The 17,567-nt window shown below is 31.5% G+C and carries 17 protein-coding genes and 1 riboswitch; of the genes, 11 read left to right on the plus strand and 6 right to left on the minus strand.

Annotated features, from left to right (window positions below; translation table 11 throughout):
• Window positions 1-7 precede the first annotated feature (7 nt).
• On the plus strand, window positions 8-1,258 hold the full coding sequence (gene purD, locus LQ688_RS12325; protein WP_064205033.1) for a phosphoribosylamine--glycine ligase: 1,251 nt from the start codon (window positions 8-10) through the stop codon (window positions 1,256-1,258).
• A 110-nt stretch (window positions 1,259-1,368) separates the two neighbouring features.
• On the opposite strand, the gene LQ688_RS12330 is transcribed toward purD, so the two are convergent.
• From LQ688_RS12330 to LQ688_RS14055, 4 genes are all read right to left on the minus strand, one after another.
• The gene (locus tag LQ688_RS12330; RefSeq protein WP_016999670.1) at window positions 1,369-2,160 is read right to left on the minus strand and encodes an energy-coupling factor transporter transmembrane component T family protein; all 792 of its coding nucleotides are present in this window, start codon (window positions 2,158-2,160) and stop codon (window positions 1,369-1,371) included.
• The gene (locus LQ688_RS12335) at window positions 2,150-3,553 is read right to left on the minus strand and encodes an ABC transporter ATP-binding protein (RefSeq protein ID WP_239703995.1); all 1,404 of its coding nucleotides are present in this window, start codon (window positions 3,551-3,553) and stop codon (window positions 2,150-2,152) included. Before LQ688_RS12335 ends, LQ688_RS12330 begins: the two co-directional genes overlap by 11 nt.
• An 11-nt stretch (window positions 3,554-3,564) precedes the next feature.
• On the minus strand, window positions 3,565-4,140 hold the full coding sequence (locus tag LQ688_RS12340) for an ECF transporter S component (RefSeq protein ID WP_064205035.1): 576 nt from the start codon (window positions 4,138-4,140) through the stop codon (window positions 3,565-3,567).
• 92 nt (window positions 4,141-4,232) lie between these two features.
• Window positions 4,233-4,336: riboswitch (TPP riboswitch) on the minus strand.
• Between the two features lie 275 nt (window positions 4,337-4,611).
• Window positions 4,612-4,737, minus strand: coding sequence for a hypothetical protein (locus LQ688_RS14055; RefSeq protein WP_016999673.1), 126 nt, complete (start codon window positions 4,735-4,737; stop codon window positions 4,612-4,614).
• A gap of 147 nt (window positions 4,738-4,884) precedes the next feature.
• On the opposite strand from LQ688_RS14055, the gene auxA reads away from it, so the two are divergent.
• The 7 genes from auxA (at window position 4,885) to ptsP (ending at window position 12,882) form a co-directional block, all read left to right on the plus strand.
• A complete protein-coding gene (auxA, locus tag LQ688_RS12345; protein WP_016999674.1) occupies window positions 4,885-6,183 on the plus strand; it encodes a lipoteichoic acid stability factor AuxA in 1,299 nt (432 codons plus the stop codon).
• Between the two features lie 710 nt (window positions 6,184-6,893).
• Window positions 6,894-8,066 carry a class I SAM-dependent rRNA methyltransferase gene (locus LQ688_RS12350; protein ID WP_016999675.1) on the plus strand — a complete coding sequence of 391 codons (1,173 nt, stop codon included), beginning with the start codon at window positions 6,894-6,896 and terminating at the stop codon, window positions 8,064-8,066.
• 69 nt (window positions 8,067-8,135) lie between these two features.
• A complete protein-coding gene (locus tag LQ688_RS12355) occupies window positions 8,136-8,675 on the plus strand; it encodes a DUF697 domain-containing protein (RefSeq protein ID WP_064211306.1) in 540 nt (179 codons plus the stop codon).
• An 85-nt stretch (window positions 8,676-8,760) separates the two neighbouring features.
• The gene (locus LQ688_RS12360; protein WP_064204126.1) at window positions 8,761-9,852 is read left to right on the plus strand and encodes a carbohydrate kinase; all 1,092 of its coding nucleotides are present in this window, start codon (window positions 8,761-8,763) and stop codon (window positions 9,850-9,852) included.
• Window positions 9,852-10,769, plus strand: coding sequence for a pseudouridine-5'-phosphate glycosidase (locus tag LQ688_RS12365; RefSeq protein WP_016999678.1), 918 nt, complete (start codon window positions 9,852-9,854; stop codon window positions 10,767-10,769). The genes LQ688_RS12360 and LQ688_RS12365 overlap by 1 nt, the downstream gene beginning before the upstream one ends.
• 134 nt (window positions 10,770-10,903) lie before the next feature.
• Entirely contained in the window at window positions 10,904-11,170 is a 267-nt protein-coding gene (locus LQ688_RS12370; RefSeq protein WP_016999679.1) for a phosphocarrier protein HPr, read from the plus strand.
• The gene (ptsP, locus tag LQ688_RS12375) at window positions 11,170-12,882 is read left to right on the plus strand and encodes a phosphoenolpyruvate--protein phosphotransferase (protein ID WP_016999680.1); all 1,713 of its coding nucleotides are present in this window, start codon (window positions 11,170-11,172) and stop codon (window positions 12,880-12,882) included. The genes LQ688_RS12370 and ptsP overlap by 1 nt, the downstream gene beginning before the upstream one ends.
• Window positions 12,883-12,950: 68 nt before the next feature.
• On the opposite strand, the gene LQ688_RS12380 is transcribed toward ptsP, so the two are convergent.
• Window positions 12,951-13,712: a metallophosphoesterase gene (locus LQ688_RS12380; protein WP_239703996.1), complete on the minus strand. Its 762-nt coding sequence runs from the start codon at window positions 13,710-13,712 to the stop codon at window positions 12,951-12,953.
• A complete protein-coding gene (locus tag LQ688_RS12385) occupies window positions 13,709-13,942 on the minus strand; it encodes a glutaredoxin family protein (protein ID WP_135031799.1) in 234 nt (77 codons plus the stop codon). The genes LQ688_RS12380 and LQ688_RS12385 overlap by 4 nt, the downstream gene beginning before the upstream one ends.
• 184 nt (window positions 13,943-14,126) lie before the next feature.
• Between LQ688_RS12385 and LQ688_RS12390 the strand changes: the two genes are divergently transcribed.
• Genes LQ688_RS12390 through LQ688_RS12400 form a run of 3 tightly spaced genes read left to right on the plus strand, consistent with a single transcriptional unit; the run spans window position 14,127 to window position 17,178 of the window.
• Window positions 14,127-15,473: a cytochrome ubiquinol oxidase subunit I gene (locus LQ688_RS12390; RefSeq protein ID WP_016999683.1), complete on the plus strand. Its 1,347-nt coding sequence runs from the start codon at window positions 14,127-14,129 to the stop codon at window positions 15,471-15,473.
• On the plus strand, window positions 15,473-16,489 hold the full coding sequence (locus tag LQ688_RS12395; protein WP_016999684.1) for a cytochrome d ubiquinol oxidase subunit II: 1,017 nt from the start codon (window positions 15,473-15,475) through the stop codon (window positions 16,487-16,489). The genes LQ688_RS12390 and LQ688_RS12395 overlap by 1 nt, the downstream gene beginning before the upstream one ends.
• Before the next feature lie 26 nt (window positions 16,490-16,515).
• Window positions 16,516-17,178: a potassium channel family protein gene (locus LQ688_RS12400; protein ID WP_016999685.1), complete on the plus strand. Its 663-nt coding sequence runs from the start codon at window positions 16,516-16,518 to the stop codon at window positions 17,176-17,178.
• Window positions 17,179-17,567 lie beyond the last annotated feature (389 nt).

A 17,567-nucleotide genomic window follows, 5' to 3' on the forward strand; every position in this document is an offset into this window, starting at 1 on the left:
TTCATAAATGAAAGTACTGATAATCGGCTCAGGTGGTCGTGAACATGTTTTAGCTCAAAAATGTAAACTTTCAAATACAGTCGAAGAGGTATTTGTTATTCCAGGAAATGATGCGATGAGTGGTGTAGCAACTGTCATTTCAAATATTAAAGAAGATAATCATGAAAAGATAAAAGAGTTTGTTGTAAATAATGATATTGAATGGGTTATTATCGGCCCAGAACAACCTTTGATTGATGGATTAACTGATGTTTTAAGTGAAACAAATGCTAAAGTATTTGGACCTAATAAAGAAGCTGCACAATTAGAAGGGTCAAAAGAATTTGCTAAAAAAATAATGGACAAATATAATATTCCAACAGCTGAATATGAAACAATTTGTTCTAAAGAAAAAGCATTAACATATGTTGAAGCATGTCCTATACCAATTGTATTGAAAAAGGATGGGCTGGCTGCTGGTAAAGGTGTTATCGTAGCTTTGACTAGAGAAGAAGCTCGACAAGCTGTAGAAACTTTATATACAACAGATGATGAAAAAGTTGTATTTGAAGAGTTTCTTGAAGGCGAAGAATTTTCAGTTATGACATTTGTAAATGAAGAATTTGCGGTACCTTTTGATTGTATAGCTCAAGATCATAAACGTGCATTTGATGCTGATAAAGGTCCTAATACTGGAGGTATGGGTGCTTACTGCCCGGTTCCACATATTTCAAAAGAAATCATCGAAGAAACAAATCAAAAAGTAGCGCAACCTATAGCTCAAGCACTTGTAAGTGAGGGTATACAATACTTCGGGTTAATATATATCGGTGCAATTTTAACAGAAGATGGTCCAAAAGTTATTGAATTTAATGCGAGATTTGGAGATCCTGAAGCACAAGTATTATTAACAAAATTAGATTCAGATTTTATTGAACTGCTAGAAAAAACATATAAAAAAGAACCTATCAAGCTTGAATGGAAAGATGAAAGTGTAGTAGGCGTTGTATTAGCATCAAAAGGGTATCCTGCTAATTACGAAAAAGGTCATATAGTTGAAGGCTTAGACCAAATAGAACAGTATTATGTTAGCGCCTTGAAAAAGAACGAAAAAGGACAATATGAAAATAACGGTGGAAGAGTTATGATTTCTATTGGAACAGGCAAAGATATAAGAGAAGCACAAAAAAATGCTTATGCTCAAGTGGAAAAAATAAAATGCGACAATTTATTCTATAGAAAAGATATAGGACATAAAGCATTGAAAGCTCAAATATAATAAAATGAAAGACCGATAAAATTTATTTGATTGCATAAATTTTATCGGTCTTTTTCATTGCGCTACATTTCGTTCTTTTAGGGAAAGATATGGTCAAACATAACGCAATGTTACCTAATATCAGTAATGTTTGTAATAGGGAAGAAACTCCCTAAACAAAACGCCAAAATAACTAATAAAATTGACATTATAATAAAATACACATCATTTATTGTAAAAGGCACTTTATAATAATAAGTTCGTTTACCATTCGTAAATCCTTTAGCTTCCATAGCTACTGCTAATCTATGAGATTTTCTTATACTTTGACTTAATGTCGGTATAAGTAAATGATTTATCCATTTAAGTCCTTTACGCTGACTTTTATCAACGACTTGATAACGCATTTTTAATGCTTGTCTTAATTGGATGAATGATGTAAACATGATAGGAATCATTCTGATAGATGCCATAAAAGCATAAGCTATTTTAGGTTTTAATTTTAAATGTTGCATGAAGCTATAGAACACATAAATAATTTGTGATGTGAAAGGTATAACCATTCCATAAAAGGAAATAACCAATGTACGCATTGTAACGTGTAAGCCTCTCATTAAGCTTTCACTCGTAATATTGATAATACCAAATTTAAACAACGTATGACTTCCTTCACCGTAAAAAATCATAAATAGCGAGGAAGTAAAGCCAAAGAATAAAGTAATAGCAATAACAATTAACAACGGCGCCCATTTTACACCGCTCATAAATATTAAATATATAAACATCACAATTGTTAAATAAAGCATGAAATCAAAATCATGTATGAAAATGGCAAAGAAAAATAGTGAAATACCTAATAATAGTTTAGTTAAAATATTAACGTTATCGATGAAAGTGTAATATCTTTTCCAATTATTCAGCATAAACGTCACCATCACTTATGGCTAATTCACGATTTTGAATGTTCAATATTCTGGTCGCGTAACGATTTATGATTTCATTTTCATGTGTAATCATGATAATTGTTTGCCCATCTGCAACTCTCTGTTTAAATAACTTAATCAGTTCAAAAGTGTTATGGCTGTCTAAACCAAATGTCGGTTCATCTAGTAATATGATTTCAGATTGCGTGCTTAATGCTGTAGCCACGCTTAATCTTTTTTTCTGTCCAATTGAAAGTTCGAATGGATGTTGTGCTTTTACATGTTCTAATCTTAATAATTTCAACATCTCTTCAGTTTTTGCTTGTGCTGTTTCTTTATTTTGATGTGAAAAATTAATCGAAATTTCATCATAAACAGACATTTCAATAAATTGTAATTCTGGATTTTGATATACAAAATACATGTGTTTGGATGCATCTTTTATTTTTTTTAGACGTTTATCTTTGTAATAAATATTTCCTTCATATTTAATAAGTTGCATTAAGGTTTCTAAAAAAGTAGTCTTTCCAGTTCCATTAGCCCCTGTTAACCCTATTAATTCACCTTTGTTTATAGATAAATCGTTTACTTTAAATAACTTTTTACGATGACGTAATATTTCTAGATTGCTTATATTTAATAAAGGTTCGTATTTATGGTTAATAGAAAGTGATTTAGGTGCATAATCCCATGAATTAGGATGCCAAACACCATATTCATTTAATACGTCAGTATGGTTATTTAATATGTCGTCAGGTGTACTATCATGCGTAATTTGCCCTTTATCATTCATGACAATGACTCTGTCTACATAATTCCATATATAATCAACTTTATGCTCAACAATTACAACTGTTTGATTTTCCCAATGTTGCATGAGTAAATCCCAAAGTTGATAAGTAGAAGATGTATCTAACATTGCAGTTGGTTCATCTAAAAATAAAGTATCAGTTTTTTGTAATAAAATAGAAGCAATAGCTAATTTCTGTTTCATTCCACCGCTAAGTTGGCTAAGTTTTTTAGATGGATCTGCCTCTAAGTTAACTTCTTGCATAGCTTTTGATATAAGTGAATCCATTCGGTTAGGCTCAACTTTCATATTTTCTAATACAAAAGCCAACTCTTCTTTAATTTTAGGCATACAAAATTGTGTGTCAGGATCTTGAAATATAACACCTGGGAAAGGGTCAATATGCTTTTCATCAACTTTCATAGGTATATCTACAGACCTAGGAATGATGCCACTTAATACATTTAATAGGGTACTTTTACCTGAACCACTCGGACCAAGTAATAAAACTTTCTCTCTATCATTTATAGTAATATTTAAATTTTTAAAAATGATACGTTCATCATCTGGATATTTAAGTCTAAGATTTTTAAGTGATAACAATTTTATAGCTCCTATAATAAGTCGTAATCTTTTTTAGAAGAAGGTCTGAATAATTTAGTAACACCAGTTCGATCAAGTGCTCGTACAATAGCGTATCCAAGCGCGCCACCTAATATAGCTCCGCTCAGTATTCTTATGCTGAACATTAATATAATATTCCAAGTTGCAACATCGCCTAAATAATTATAAAACCAATCAACGGGTAAAGTAATGATACCAGCCAAAGCTCCAGCTATAATAGCGACAGATAACTTTCTCGATTTATATCGAACAGCTAAAAATACAATTTCACAAGCTAAGCCTTGAAGTAGGGCATATACAAAAGTAGGAATATCAAATTGTCCCATAACTATTGTTTCGCCAGCACCCGCTGCAAATTCTGCTAATAATGCTACACCAGGTTTTTGAATAATCAAATAAGTGATAATAGCTGCAATAAACCAAAAACCATAAATAGATTGCTCTAAATGGAGACCAAGTGGTTTTAAAACTTCATACGGTAACCATAAAAATTTATAAATAATCGCAAATACAGCACCTATTAATACAGTTACTAAAATATCAGATAAAGTTAATCTTTTTGCCATAACTAATTCTCCTTTTTTATATAAAAAAATGCACTTCTATATCTAGATAGAAGCGCATAAAAATATTGTTATCATTATAAAAATGAATATTATAAGATTCACGAACACTTTCCTACGCTAGTATAATCTAGATCAGGTACAAAGGGTTCAGACTTTTTCAGGTCTGTCTCAGTTTAAAACGCCCCTAGTGCATTTATTGATTTGTTAACACTACGATAAGTCTTATTAAATCTTTTGTCAATAAGAACATTTTGTAACACCATATTATTCAAAAATATAATAAGAATGAGGGAGTAGGACAGAAATCTCATTTTATTAAAAAGATTTCGTAGTCCCGCCCCGGCAAAGATTACTAGGGTTAAAAAAGCTTGATATAAGTGCATTTCAGCTACTACCATAATAATTGAAAGAGGCTGAGACATGTATTTATGTCCCAGCCTCTCAAGCGTTGAAATTTAAGATAAGATATATTTATTCAAAAGTGTCTTGAATGTTGTCTTTTGTTTCATCTTGTCCTTTATCGTTATCTTTTTTGTTTTCTTGTTCTTTTTTCTTAGCTTTTTCTGCTTCTTCTTTATGTTTATCGTTATTACTCATAATAACACTCCCTTAAAATGTATGATATTATTATATACCCAGGTAGTACTGACTTTTAAACTTATTTATACTTCTTGGGGCTGATTTTCGATTTATTTAAAGACATTTGAAAATGAAACAATTATAATGTTCAATGAGGTGAAGAACATGTCTATTAAGAAAAAAAGCTGGGAAGTTCATTTTAGCCGGATTATAGGTATATTCATTATCATAACGGGCCTACTGATATTATTTAATGCACCACGTATTAAAGATTATAATATTAAAGACTCTGCTAATATCCATATTCGTAATATTTGGGACTTTTTTGTAGCTTTTTTTGATGAGTTAGTAAGAATTTTAAATCACTATATAGGTGGTTTTCCAGTCATTTCGGCAATAATTATCTTGTTGTTTGGCATCTTTGTATTGTTAATAGCACGTACATTAAGAAGAACAACAAATTATGATTATGATATATCTATATTTTATATAGTTTTAACGATTATATTCATGATTATTATTTTAATGACAATGTTCCAAGTTTATAGCTATGCTTCATTTTTATTTATTATCCCATTTGCCATACATGTAGGCTATGTTGTATATAAAAGTGAACTTAATCCATTACATCGAAAAAAACATTACTTATGGATTATCATTTCATACGGAATGTGCTACTTTATTTCACAATTCGCTATGAATCATAATATTGATACAAAAAGCGTTAAACCGCTCGATGTAATGAGTGTGAATTTGTTCTTTATTTTATTATGGTGTTTTAGTCAGATGTCTGTATGGACGAGTCTTTATTTGAGACGATCATTACCAATTAGTGAAGAAGACATTGAAACTGTAAATGAAGAACGTTATTCAAGAGTTAAAAATAATCGATTAACTAGAAAAATATTTACTATGTCACAAGCTTTATACAGCAAATTAGAAGATATGAAGCAAGTTACTTTGGATAAGTTTAATTCTGAAGAGGTAAAAGAAAAAAGAAGAAAACGAAATGAAAAATGGAAAGAAATCATAAAAATTGAAGATGAAGATATACCTAAATGGATGAGAAGACCAAAATGGTTGAAAAAAAGTTATATAGAATGGATTTGTACATTCGTACTTTTCTTATTTACGATTATAGAATTTAACAATAGAAATGGCTTATTCTTATCAGGTGAATGGAGTCTATCTCAAATTCAATATGTATTTGAATGGGTAACATTATTTATAATGATGTTATTAATTATACTATATGCATACTTTAACTATACAACTAATGTTAAAAATACACATAATTTCGGAAAATTATTTGTGATATCAGCATTGTTCTTTGAAATTGCAACTACATTCTTTGTATCGGCACTTCAAACATCACAATTTTCCGTATTTATTACACCGATATCATTTTTATTAATGCTATTTGTTACACCAGCATTTATCATTCATTTGAAAAAATCATTTTAATTTGAAGGGCTTAAAGTCCTAATAATATAAAAGAGCTAGGGATACAAATCCTTAGCTCTTTTTGGGATGAGATTGGTCAAAAAACAAGAGTTGATGATATTGTTGTTGGATTTACTCCGACAATAATCCAATTAGACACACCTTTATTGGATTAACCACTTCAATAATCCAAGTAGACCACTTTTTATTGGATTAACTCCTTCAAAAATCCAAGTAGAGCACCTTTTGTTGGATTTACTAAGGCAATAATCCAAGTAGACCACTTTTTATTGGATTAACCACCTCAAAAATCCAAGTAGAGCACCTTTGTTGGATTAATTACTTCAAAAATCCAAGTAGAGCACCTTTTATTGGATTAACCACCTCAATAATCCAACTAGACACACCTTTATTGGATTAACAATTTGGAAGACAAAGTATTTTATAGATTATCAATTGGTACATTATTAGAAATTTATATAAGAGAAGTTGTAATAAGTAAATATTTTTATAGAATTAATTCTAAAAATGTATTGCACGGAATAATCTAATGATTTATACTAAATTTAGTAAGCGTTTACATACAAGGGGATCAAAACTTTCTGGGGGAAATTTTGATTAATAAAATTCGGTTAACAGAGTATTCTAAAGGGGGATACTCTGTTTTTTTGGTGTCTTTGGCTATTTTACGTTATAATATGTGAGACATTTCGAAAGGATGGCCAAAAACAATGAAACAAATTATGCTTAAAAATGGTAAAGAAGATAAATATTTTAGAGGATATCCATTAGTCGACAAAGATGACATTTTTGAAATGCCAAGTATGGATGAAGGTGAATTAGTAGCTTTAGTAGATGCTGGGAAAAACTTTATCGCTACTGCTTATTATGGTGAGCAAAACAAAGGTATAGGTTGGGTATTATCTTTAGATTCCACTGAAAAAATAGACCACAAGTTTTTCGTTAAGTTATTTAAACAAGCAATTCAAGAACGTGAATATTTTGAAAATGTAGATGGCATAAATGCTTATAGGTTATTTAATGCTGAAGGAGACGGAATTGGTGGATTAACAATTGATAACTACGATGGGCATTTGTTATTACAATGGTACTCAGTCGGTATTTATCGTTTGAAAGATAGAATTTTGCCAGCTATTCAAGAAGTTTTCGAATATAAATCTATCTTTGAAAAAAGGAGATTTAAAGGAATGGAAACATCTTCTGATTTCGTAGAAGGTGACGCTCCAGAATTTCCTTATGTAATTGAAGAGAATCATCTATTTTATAATGTGAATTTAGATGACGGACCAATGACTGGTATTTTCCTAGATCAAAAAGAAGTACGAAAAAAAATACGCGACCATTATAGCGAAGATAAAGATATACTGAACTTATTTAGTTACACTGGTGCATTTTCAGTTGCAGCAAGTGAAAATGCTAAAAGTACAACAAGTGTTGATTTGGCAAATCGAGCTAGAACATTAACTGAAGGAAACTTTGGATTAAACGCCATGGATTTAAATAATAACCATATATTTATTATGGATGTTTTTGATTACTTTAAATACGCTTTAAGACATGGTTTAAGCTATGATGTTATTGTCATTGATCCACCAAGTTTTGCTCGTAATAAGAAAAAGACTTTTAGTGTACAAAAAAACTATCCTGAACTAATTGAAGGTGCTGCTTCATTACTTAATGAAACAGGTACTTTAGTATTAAGTACAAATTCAAGTGCTTTTCCGCAAAAAGCATTTAAAAAAATGATAAATCAAACGTTGGATTCATTAGAGCTAGATTATACAATTTCCGATGTGATGGGGTTACCTAAAGACTTCAAAACGCACCCTCATTATAAACCAAGTAAGTACTTGAAAGTTGTTTTTGTACAGATAAATGGTTAAATTCTTCGAAAAAAGGGTATATTTTACTATTCATTAAATTAATAATGAACTGTGAGGAGAATGATTAAAATGGGAATTATAAACAAAATCACTTCAAAAGCTGGAAATAAAGCGTTAGGTATTGAAGAAATAAAAAAACGTTCTGAATTACCAACAACAGAAACTGAATTATTGGAACGAAGAAAAAGAGCTCAAGATCTCGTTCAAAAAAAATCATTAATGTCATCTGCAGCTAATGTTGTGCCGATACCTGGTTTAGGCGTAGGTATGGATATAAAATTAATGGGAGACATCATAGAAGATATTAATAAGATTTACGGATTGAGCCATAAGCAAGTCAATAAAATGCAAGATGATTTAAAACAAAAAGTTTTAACTTCAGCAGCTATGAAAGGTAGTCAATTCATAGGTCAAAAAGTAACGAATGCTATGGTTAAAGTATTTTTTAAATCGGTTGTAAAAAGAGAAGCTGCGAAGCAATCTAGATGGGTACCTCTTGTTGGACAAGCAGTAGCGGGTTCAATAAGTTACTATTTAATGAAAAAAATGGGCGAAGATCACATTAAAAAATGTGAGAAAGTCATAAATGATTTTTTACGTCCATCATAATTTATCCTGTGACTGTCAACAAGTCTTTAAGACGAGTTGGCAGTCTTTTTTTGTAAAACAAACAAATGTTTGTAAGGTGAAAATTTTGAACGAGAATGAAAGATTAATTTTAAATTTAATCAAAGAAAACCCGTTTATTTCTCAACAAGAATTGTCAGAGAAAGTTGGCTTATCAAGGCCAGCAGTTGCAAATATCATTTCTGGCTTAGTTAAGAAGGAATATGTTCAAGGGAAAGCTTACGTCTTAAACGAACAAAATCCAATTGTTTGTATAGGTGGCGCTAACATTGATCGTAAATTCCATATTACTGAGCAATTAATTCAAGGTACTTCTAATCCTGTAACATCAGAAACGTCAATAGGTGGTGTTGCAAGAAACGTCGCTGAAAATCTAGGACGTATAGGTGAAGACGTATTGTTGTTAACAACTGCTGGAAATGATGCAGAATGGCAACATATTTCTGATTTGTCATCTCCATTTATGAATGTTGATTATGTTGAAAATATTTCGAGTGAAGCAACAGGTAGTTATACAGCTTTGTTAGATCAAAATGGCGACATGACTTTAGGTCTAGCTGATATGTCTGTATATGATAAAATCACACCTGAATTTATGATAAAAAACACATATTTGCTTAATAAAGCTAAATGTATGATTGTTGATTTAAATTGTCCGAGAGAAACATTAGAATTTCTATGTGCTTATGCTGAAAAGAAAGGTATCAAACTTATCATCATTGCTGTTTCAGGGCCGAAAATGAACCATTTACCACATAATTTACATGCAGTAGATTGGATTATTATGAATAAAGATGAAGTAGAAGCTTATGTTGGTAAAAAAGCAGAAACTGATGAACAGTTAAAATCTTATATTTCTGAAATTAGCAAACAAGGTGCAAAAAATATCATTGTCACTTCTGGTAAAGAACAAATCTTTTATGAAGGACAGGAAGGTATTTTAGAATTTAGTGTAACACCAGTTAAACAAGTAGTAGATGTAACTGGGGCAGGAGATGCATTTACATCAGCTTTGATTTACGGTTGGCTTAAGTCCTATGACATAGAACAAATTGTTAAACTTGCTAAAGCAAATGCAGCAAAAACTATTCAAACACCATTTACAGTTAGACAAGATTTACATGAGAAACAACTTATAAAAGACATGGAGGAATTATAATGGAAAACTATATTCAATTTTCAGAAGAAGTAGAACAAGCTAAAAAGGAAGGTAAAGCAATTATTGCTTTAGAATCTACAATTATTTCACACGGCATGCCTTATCCTCAAAACGTGGACATGGCTAAAAAGGTTGAACAAATTGTAAGAGATAATGGCGGTGTACCAGCAACAATCGCTATTATAGACGGCACTATTAAAGTCGGTTTAAATGATGAAGAATTAGAATTACTAGCAAGTGCTGATGACGTAGCAAAAGTATCAAGAAGAGACATTGCTGAAATACTTGCAACTAAGAGAATTGGTGCAACGACTGTTGCTTCAACTATGATTTGTGCACAATTAGCTGACATCCAATTCTTCGTAACAGGTGGTATTGGTGGGGTTCATAAAGGTGCTGAACAAACGATGGATATTTCAGCTGACTTAGATGAACTATCAAAAACGAAAGTAGCAGTAGTTTGTGCAGGTGCTAAATCTATCTTAGACTTAGATAAAACTTTAGAGTACTTAGAAACTAAAGGTGTACCTGTAGTTGGTTATCAAACAGATGAATTACCAGCATTCTTTACTCGTGAAAGTGGATTGAAATTAAACACGAGAATTGATGACGTAAAAACAATTGCTAAATTAGCTGAAGTTCAATGGGATTTAGGCTTAGATTCAGGCATTGTTATAGCAAATCCGGTACCAGAAGAAGATCAATTAGAACCATCATTTATTAATGGAATCATTGATAATGCAGTTAAAAAAGCAGAAGAACAAGGTATTCATGGTAAAGACTCAACGCCATTCTTATTAGGAGAAATTGTTAAACAATCTGAAGGTAAATCTTTAGAAACGAATATTAAACTGGTTTATCATAATGCAAAAATTGGTACACAAATTGCAGTTGAATATGCAAACTTGTCAGATTAATAATAAATGCACCAAAATGTTGCATACTTATGTAATTTGATTGAATTGTATCTATTTTTTTGATATTCTTTATTCGTATAGATAAAATTTGATTTTATACAAATTAAATAATGGCTTTAGAAGGAGACAATAAAATGGAACAAAAATCTTACGTAATTATTGACGAAACGGGTATTCATGCAAGACCAGCTACTATGTTAGTTCAAACTGCATCTAAATTTGATTCAGATGTTCAATTAGAATATAACGCTAAAAAAGTTAACTTAAAATCAATCATGGGTGTAATGAGCCTTGGTGTTGGTAAAGACGCTGAAATTACTATCTACGCTGAGGGTAGTGATGAGAAAGAAGCGATCGAAGCTATTACAGACGTATTATCTAAAGAAGGTTTAACAAAATAATGTCTGAAATATTAAAAGGTATAGCTGCATCTGATGGTGTAGCTATTAGTAAAGCTTATTTACTAGTTGAACCTGATTTATCATTTTCAAGTGAAAATATCAGCGATGTAGACGGCGAAGTTGAAAAGTTTAAAGCTGCTGTGAATCAATCAAAAGTTGAACTAACTCAAATTCGTAATAATGCTGAAAAGCAACTTGGTGCTGATAAAGCTGCAATTTTCGATGCACATTTATTAGTGTTAGAAGATCCAGAGTTATTAAATCCAATTGAAGAAAATATACGCAATAATAAAGTGAACGCTCCAACTGCATTACAAGAAGTATCTAATAATTTCATTAGTATTTTTGAAAATATGGATAATGAGTACATGAAAGAGCGCGCTGCAGATATACGAGACGTATCTAAACGTATATTAGCTCATATTTTAGGAGTAGAATTACCAAATCCTAGTATGATTAATGAAAGCGTTATTATTGTAGGGGAAGATTTAACACCATCTGATACAGCACAACTTAACAAAGAGTTTGTTAAAGGTTTTGCTACAAATATTGGTGGAAGAACTTCACACTCTGCAATTATGAGTCGTTCTTTAGAAATACCTGCAGTAGTAGGTACAAAAGATATAACTGACCGTGTTAAACATGGTGATAGCTTAATCATTGACGGATTAACTGGAGACGTAATCATTGATCCTAGCGAAGATGAAGTTCTTGCTTATGAACAAAAGCAAAAAGACTTTTTTGCTGAAAAACAAGAGCTTGCTAAGCTAGTAAATGATGATTCAGTTTCTAAAGATGGTGTTCATGTTGAACTTGCTGCTAATATTGGAACACCGAATGATTTAGAAGGTGTTAAAAATAACGGTGCACAAGGTATCGGCTTATATCGTACTGAATTCTTATACATGGGAAGAGACAATATGCCTTCAGAAGATGAACAATTTGAAGCATATAGCAAAGTATTAAAAGAAATGGATGGCAAACGTGTTGTCGTACGTACTTTAGACATTGGTGGAGATAAAGAATTATCTTATTTAAACTTGCCTAAAGAAATGAATCCATTCTTAGGATACAGAGCTATTCGCCTATGTTTAGATCAAACAGATATCTTTAGAACACAATTAAGAGCATTATTACGTGCATCTGAATATGGAAAGTTAAACATCATGTTCCCAATGATTGCAACTATCCAAGAATTCAGAGATGCTAAAGCAATCTTACTTGAAGAGAAAGAAAAATTAGTTTCTGAAGGTGTTAAAGTTGATGATGATATCGAAGTAGGTATCATGGTAGAAATACCAGCAACTGCAGCATTAGCTGACATCTTTGCTAAAGAAGTAGATTTCTTTAGTATCGGAACTAATGATTTAATTCAATATACTATGGCTGCTGACCGTATGTCAGAACGCGTTTCGTATTTATACCAACCATATAACCCTGCAATTCTTCGCTTAATTAAGCAAGTAATTGAAGCTTCACATAAAGAAGGTAAATGGACTGGTATGTGTGGTGAAATGGCTGGCGATAACACAGCTGTTCCATTATTACTTGGATTAGGTCTAGATGAGTTCTCTATGAGCGCAACAAGTATCTTAAAAGCTAGAAAACAAATAAAAGAATTAGACCAAAAAGAAATGCAAGAATTAGCTAATCGAGCTATTAACTGTGCGACTTCTGAAGAAGTTGTAGAATTAGTTAATGAATTAGCATAAATTGAGTTTAATTTTATATATAAAGAGGGATTTCTTAATTATTAAGAAATCCCTCTTTTTTATAAAAATTATTTACCTTTTAAATAAAATATAGCAATTTCAGGATTGCAAAATACTCTAATCGGTAACCTAGTCATACCAATCCCTTTATTAACATAAAGATATTGCCTATGTCTAATTTGATATAGACCTTTCTTGTATTTCTTACCGAGTGCAGGTGTATGCAACGCACCGAATACAGGAAGTCGTATTTGTCCACCATGGGTGTGGCCAGATAAAACGAGATTTATATTTGGGTTGAGTAATCGAACTTTATCAGGTTCATGCATTAAGCAAACTCTAAAATCAATATAATCATCTTTGTCATAAAATGAGTTACTAAAATTTGGTTGACCGAAACATAAATCATCAATGCCGTAAATAGAAAGATTGCCAGCACAGGTTTTGACTACTTGTGTTTCATTTAATAAAACATTAAACCCTGAAAGTTTCATGATTTTTATAACAGTACTGATACTATTGGAACCATAGTCATGGTTTCCTGGAACAAAAAATTTGCCATATTTTGATTTAAGGGTTATGAATAAAGGTATAACTAGATAAGGGTCAAATTTAATTTTGCCGATATCATCAAAGCAATCACCAGTTAAACATATGATATCAGGTTGCATATTATTAATTTTGATCACAAGTTGGTGTAATGATTCTAAGCCAGAGTAATAACCAATATGCAAATCTGTTATATGGACAATTTTTAAGTTAGATTTGAGTTCAGTGTAAAATGTGTGCTTGAGCGTTACTATATCAGAAGAAGGGAAATTTATTTTCATTGTGTTATACCTAGTGCTTTATTAAATGATTCAATATCTACTTGGTAGAATACTTTATCATCAATTAAAACAGTTGGAGTCGAAAAACTATCTAAGTCGATAAGTTCTGATTTGAATTTTGAGTTTTTAATATTTTTTTCTGTATAGTCAATTTCATTTTGATCAAAGTACTGTTTTACAAATTGACAAGGTGGGCATTGATCTTGTGTATAAATTATGACGTTTTTCATTGAATTCACCTCTACTTTATATAGTCATATTATAATGATTTGTTAGCTTATTCAACGGATTAGCATAATGATGACATGAATTTGTCACGATTTGTTAAAACTTTTAGATTTTATTAAGTAATAATTTGTTGTATAATGAATTTAAATTGTGATATAAATCACATACGTTGAATGGAGGAATATTATGGATGCAGTAGTTGTAAGTCGTTTACTAACTGCAATGACATTAGGTTTTCATATTATATTTGCAACGATAGGTGTAGGTATACCGCTAATGTTTGCTATCGCAGAATTCATAGGGATTAAGAAAAATAATCCTATGTATATTGCAATGGCTAAACGATGGTCAAAAGGTTACACAATAACTGTAGCAGTCGGTGTAGTTACGGGAACAATTATCGGGCTACAATTATCATTATTATGGCCATCATTTATGCAGTTAGGTGGACAAGTTATTGCCCTTCCATTATTTATGGAAACATTTGCATTTTTCTTTGAAGCAATTTTCTTAAGTATTTATTTGTACACTTGGGATAGATTTAAAGGAAGATGGACACACTTTTTAATTAACTTACCAGTTATTATAGGTGGTACATTCTCAGCGTTTTTCATTACATCAGTGAACTCTTTCATGAATACGCCTGGAGGATTTGATTTTATCAACGGTAAATTGATGAATATTGATCCAGTTGCAGCTATGTTTAACGCTTCATTTGGAGTACGTTCATTTCACGTTGTAGCAACAGCGTTTATGACTGCCGCATTTATTTTAGCAAGTATAGCAGCTTATAGACTTATTAAAAATAAATTCATCGATGATAGAGAATATCATAAAAAAGCACTTAAATTAACAATGATAGTTGGTTTGGTTGCGAGTTTATTATCAATGCTTGCAGGGGATTTATCAGCTAAATTTTTACATGATGAACAACCTGAAAAATTAGCAGCTATGGAATGGCACTTTGAAAGTGAATCCAAGGCCGATTTAGTATTATTTGGTTATGTAGATGAGAAGAGCCAAGAAGTTAAAGGCGCTATTAAAATTCCTGGTGCTTTAAGTTTCTTATCTGATAATAACTTTAATACAGAAGTGAAAGGTTTAAATGACTTTAAGAGTGATGAAACACCACCACTCATTATACATTACTTCTTTGACTTAATGGTATTCTTTGGAGTTTATTGTTTTGTTGTATCAGCACTGTTTGTTGTTTTAAAATGGACGAAAAAATGGTCGCAATTTAACAAACCATTATTATACTTAACTGTGCTAACTGGACCATTAGCAATGCTAGCGATTGAATGTGGATGGTTCTTAGCAGAAATGGGTAGACAACCATGGATTTTAAGGGGCTATTTAAAAGTGGCACAAGCTGCTACAAACGCTGATGGTTTAAGTCTAGTGTTTATTGCTTTTGCTATACTTTATTTAGTACTCGGTATTTCATCAAGTTATGTATTAATCAGAATGTTTAGTCACAGTAAAGCAACAGATGATGTAAATAAAGTTATAGAAAGAAGGGGTGAAGTATAATGGATTATCAACACATAGGTGTCACAGTACTTTGGCTCTTCTTATATGGCTACATTGTTATCGGTGCAATTGATTTCGGGGCAGGATTCTTTTCTTTCCATGCGAAATTAACTAAACAAGATCATATTATAAATGGATTGATCTCCAGATATTTAAACCCTGTTTGGGAAGTTACAAATGTATTCTTTGTATTCTTCTTTGTAGGAATCGTTGGATTCTTCCCAGATTCAGCTTACTACTTTGGTTCAACATTATTGATACCAGGAAGTATAGCTCTAATATTATTAACAATTCGTGGTAGTTTCTACGCATTTGAAAACTACGGACAAGATAGTAAATTATCATGGTTGTTCTTGTATGGTGCTACTGGTTTGCTTATTCCGGCATCATTATCGACAATTTTAACAATTGCTGAAGGTGGATATATTAAAGAAACATCAAGTGGTGTTCACTTAGAATGGATGACTTTATTATTAAGTCCTTATGCTTGGGCAGTAGTGTTCTTAGCTATTATCTCAGTACTCTATATCTCATCAGGTTTCTTAACGTACTATGCTAATAAAGCTAAAGATACTGAAGCTTATCATTTATTAAGACAATGGTTCTTAATTTGGGCACTTCCAATGATTATTATTTGTCAGTTTGTTTTCTTATCATTAAGACAACATAATGAAAGACACTTTACCAACGCGATTGAAAATTATTGGTGGTTATTTGCTTTAAGTATGGTATTCTTCATTATTGCTGTAGTATTGATATATCTTAAAAAGGCGCATGGTTTTGCATTTACGATGATTCTGTTACAATTCGGAACAGCATTCTTTGGATATGGCTTAAGTAAATTACCTTATATACTTGAACCATATATTAATATTGATAAAGCTGTCGTAAATGAACAAATGGCGCTTATGTTAGTCATAGCATTTATTTTAGGTTTACTTTTACTAGTTCCATCGCTTATATTATTATTAAGATTGTTTATCTTTGATGCAGATTACGTTAAAGGTAAAAAATAATTTCAGGATAAGTATGGAGGCGTATCATGAGTAAAGAATATGTAGTAATTGGCTTAGGGCGTTTTGGTGGTAGTATTGTTAGAGAATTAAACGCGCTAGATATGGATGTAATGGCCATTGACTCAGATGAAGCTAGAGTGAATGAATTTAGTGATATTGCCACACATGCTGTTATAGCAGATACAACTGACGAAGCGGTTATGAAAAGTTTAGGTATACGTAACTTTGATCATGTCATTGTAGCGATAGGTGAGAATATACAGGCAAGTACTTTAACAACGTTAATTCTTAAAGAGTTGGGCGTAAAGAAAGTAACAGCTAAAGCTCAAAATGATTATCATGCGAAAATTTTGAATAAAATTGGTGCAGATACCGTAGTACATCCAGAAAGAGATATGGGTAGAAGAATTGCACATAACGTTGCAAGCGCATCTGTATTAGATTATTTAGAGTTATCGGATGAATATTCAATTGTTGAAATAAAAGCAGGAGAAAAGCTTGCAGGTAATTCTATACTGGAATTGGATGTCCGAGCTAATTACGGCATTAATATAATAGCTGTAAAAAGAGGTAAAGACATTATTGTAGCACCAGATCCAAATGAAAGTATTGAATTTAATGATATTTTAATTGTTATCGGACACGACAATGATTTAAATCGTTTTGAAAAGAAATTAGTAAATGAATAATACAAAATAAGGGAGTGGGACAGAAATCTCATTTTATTAAAAAGATTTCGTAGTCCCACCCCGGCAAGGGTGACTAGGTATGAAAAAAGCTTGTTATAAGCGCATTTTCATACCAGTCATCTACTGCCAATACAAAAATAAGAGCCTAGGACATAAATAATTATCCTAGGCTCTTATTTTTAAATTTTACCCTAAACACATATGATACATTACTCTAACGAGCAAGAAATTTGAGACAAGCTCGTTACATTTTCTAACGAGCTAGTGAATATAAACAAGCACGTTAGCGCGATATTATTGAATATGTCCATATAATTGTGTAATAAAAAAAGAGCCAAATATAGCTCACTTTAGTACAATGTAATCGACTAAGAAAATATTGTAGAGGT

Source organism: Mammaliicoccus sp. J-M40, from assembly GCF_022386395.1.
Taxonomy (GTDB): domain Bacteria; phylum Bacillota; class Bacilli; order Staphylococcales; family Staphylococcaceae; genus Mammaliicoccus; species Mammaliicoccus lentus.

Bases quoted from the DNA above. Each gene is read 5' to 3' on its own strand.
- purD (WP_064205033.1), top strand. From the start codon at position 8: ATGAAAGTACTGATAATCGGCTCAGGTGGTCGTGAACATGTTTTAGCT.
- LQ688_RS12330 (WP_016999670.1), bottom strand. From the start codon at position 2,160: ATGCTGAATAATTGGAAAAGATATTACACTTTCATCGATAACGTTAAT.
- LQ688_RS12340 (WP_064205035.1), bottom strand. From the start codon at position 4,140: ATGGCAAAAAGATTAACTTTATCTGATATTTTAGTAACTGTATTAATA.
- LQ688_RS14055 (WP_016999673.1), bottom strand. From the start codon at position 4,737: ATGAGTAATAACGATAAACATAAAGAAGAAGCAGAAAAAGCTAAGAAA.
- auxA (WP_016999674.1), top strand. From the start codon at position 4,885: ATGTCTATTAAGAAAAAAAGCTGGGAAGTTCATTTTAGCCGGATTATA.
- LQ688_RS12350 (WP_016999675.1), top strand. From the start codon at position 6,894: ATGAAACAAATTATGCTTAAAAATGGTAAAGAAGATAAATATTTTAGA.
- LQ688_RS12355 (WP_064211306.1), top strand. From the start codon at position 8,136: ATGGGAATTATAAACAAAATCACTTCAAAAGCTGGAAATAAAGCGTTA.
- LQ688_RS12365 (WP_016999678.1), top strand. From the start codon at position 9,852: ATGGAAAACTATATTCAATTTTCAGAAGAAGTAGAACAAGCTAAAAAG.
- LQ688_RS12370 (WP_016999679.1), top strand. From the start codon at position 10,904: ATGGAACAAAAATCTTACGTAATTATTGACGAAACGGGTATTCATGCA.
- ptsP (WP_016999680.1), top strand. From the start codon at position 11,170: ATGTCTGAAATATTAAAAGGTATAGCTGCATCTGATGGTGTAGCTATT.
- LQ688_RS12380 (WP_239703996.1), bottom strand. From the start codon at position 13,712: ATGAAAATAAATTTCCCTTCTTCTGATATAGTAACGCTCAAGCACACA.
- LQ688_RS12385 (WP_135031799.1), bottom strand. From the start codon at position 13,942: ATGAAAAACGTCATAATTTATACACAAGATCAATGCCCACCTTGTCAA.
- LQ688_RS12390 (WP_016999683.1), top strand. From the start codon at position 14,127: ATGGATGCAGTAGTTGTAAGTCGTTTACTAACTGCAATGACATTAGGT.
- LQ688_RS12395 (WP_016999684.1), top strand. From the start codon at position 15,473: ATGGATTATCAACACATAGGTGTCACAGTACTTTGGCTCTTCTTATAT.
- LQ688_RS12400 (WP_016999685.1), top strand. From the start codon at position 16,516: ATGAGTAAAGAATATGTAGTAATTGGCTTAGGGCGTTTTGGTGGTAGT.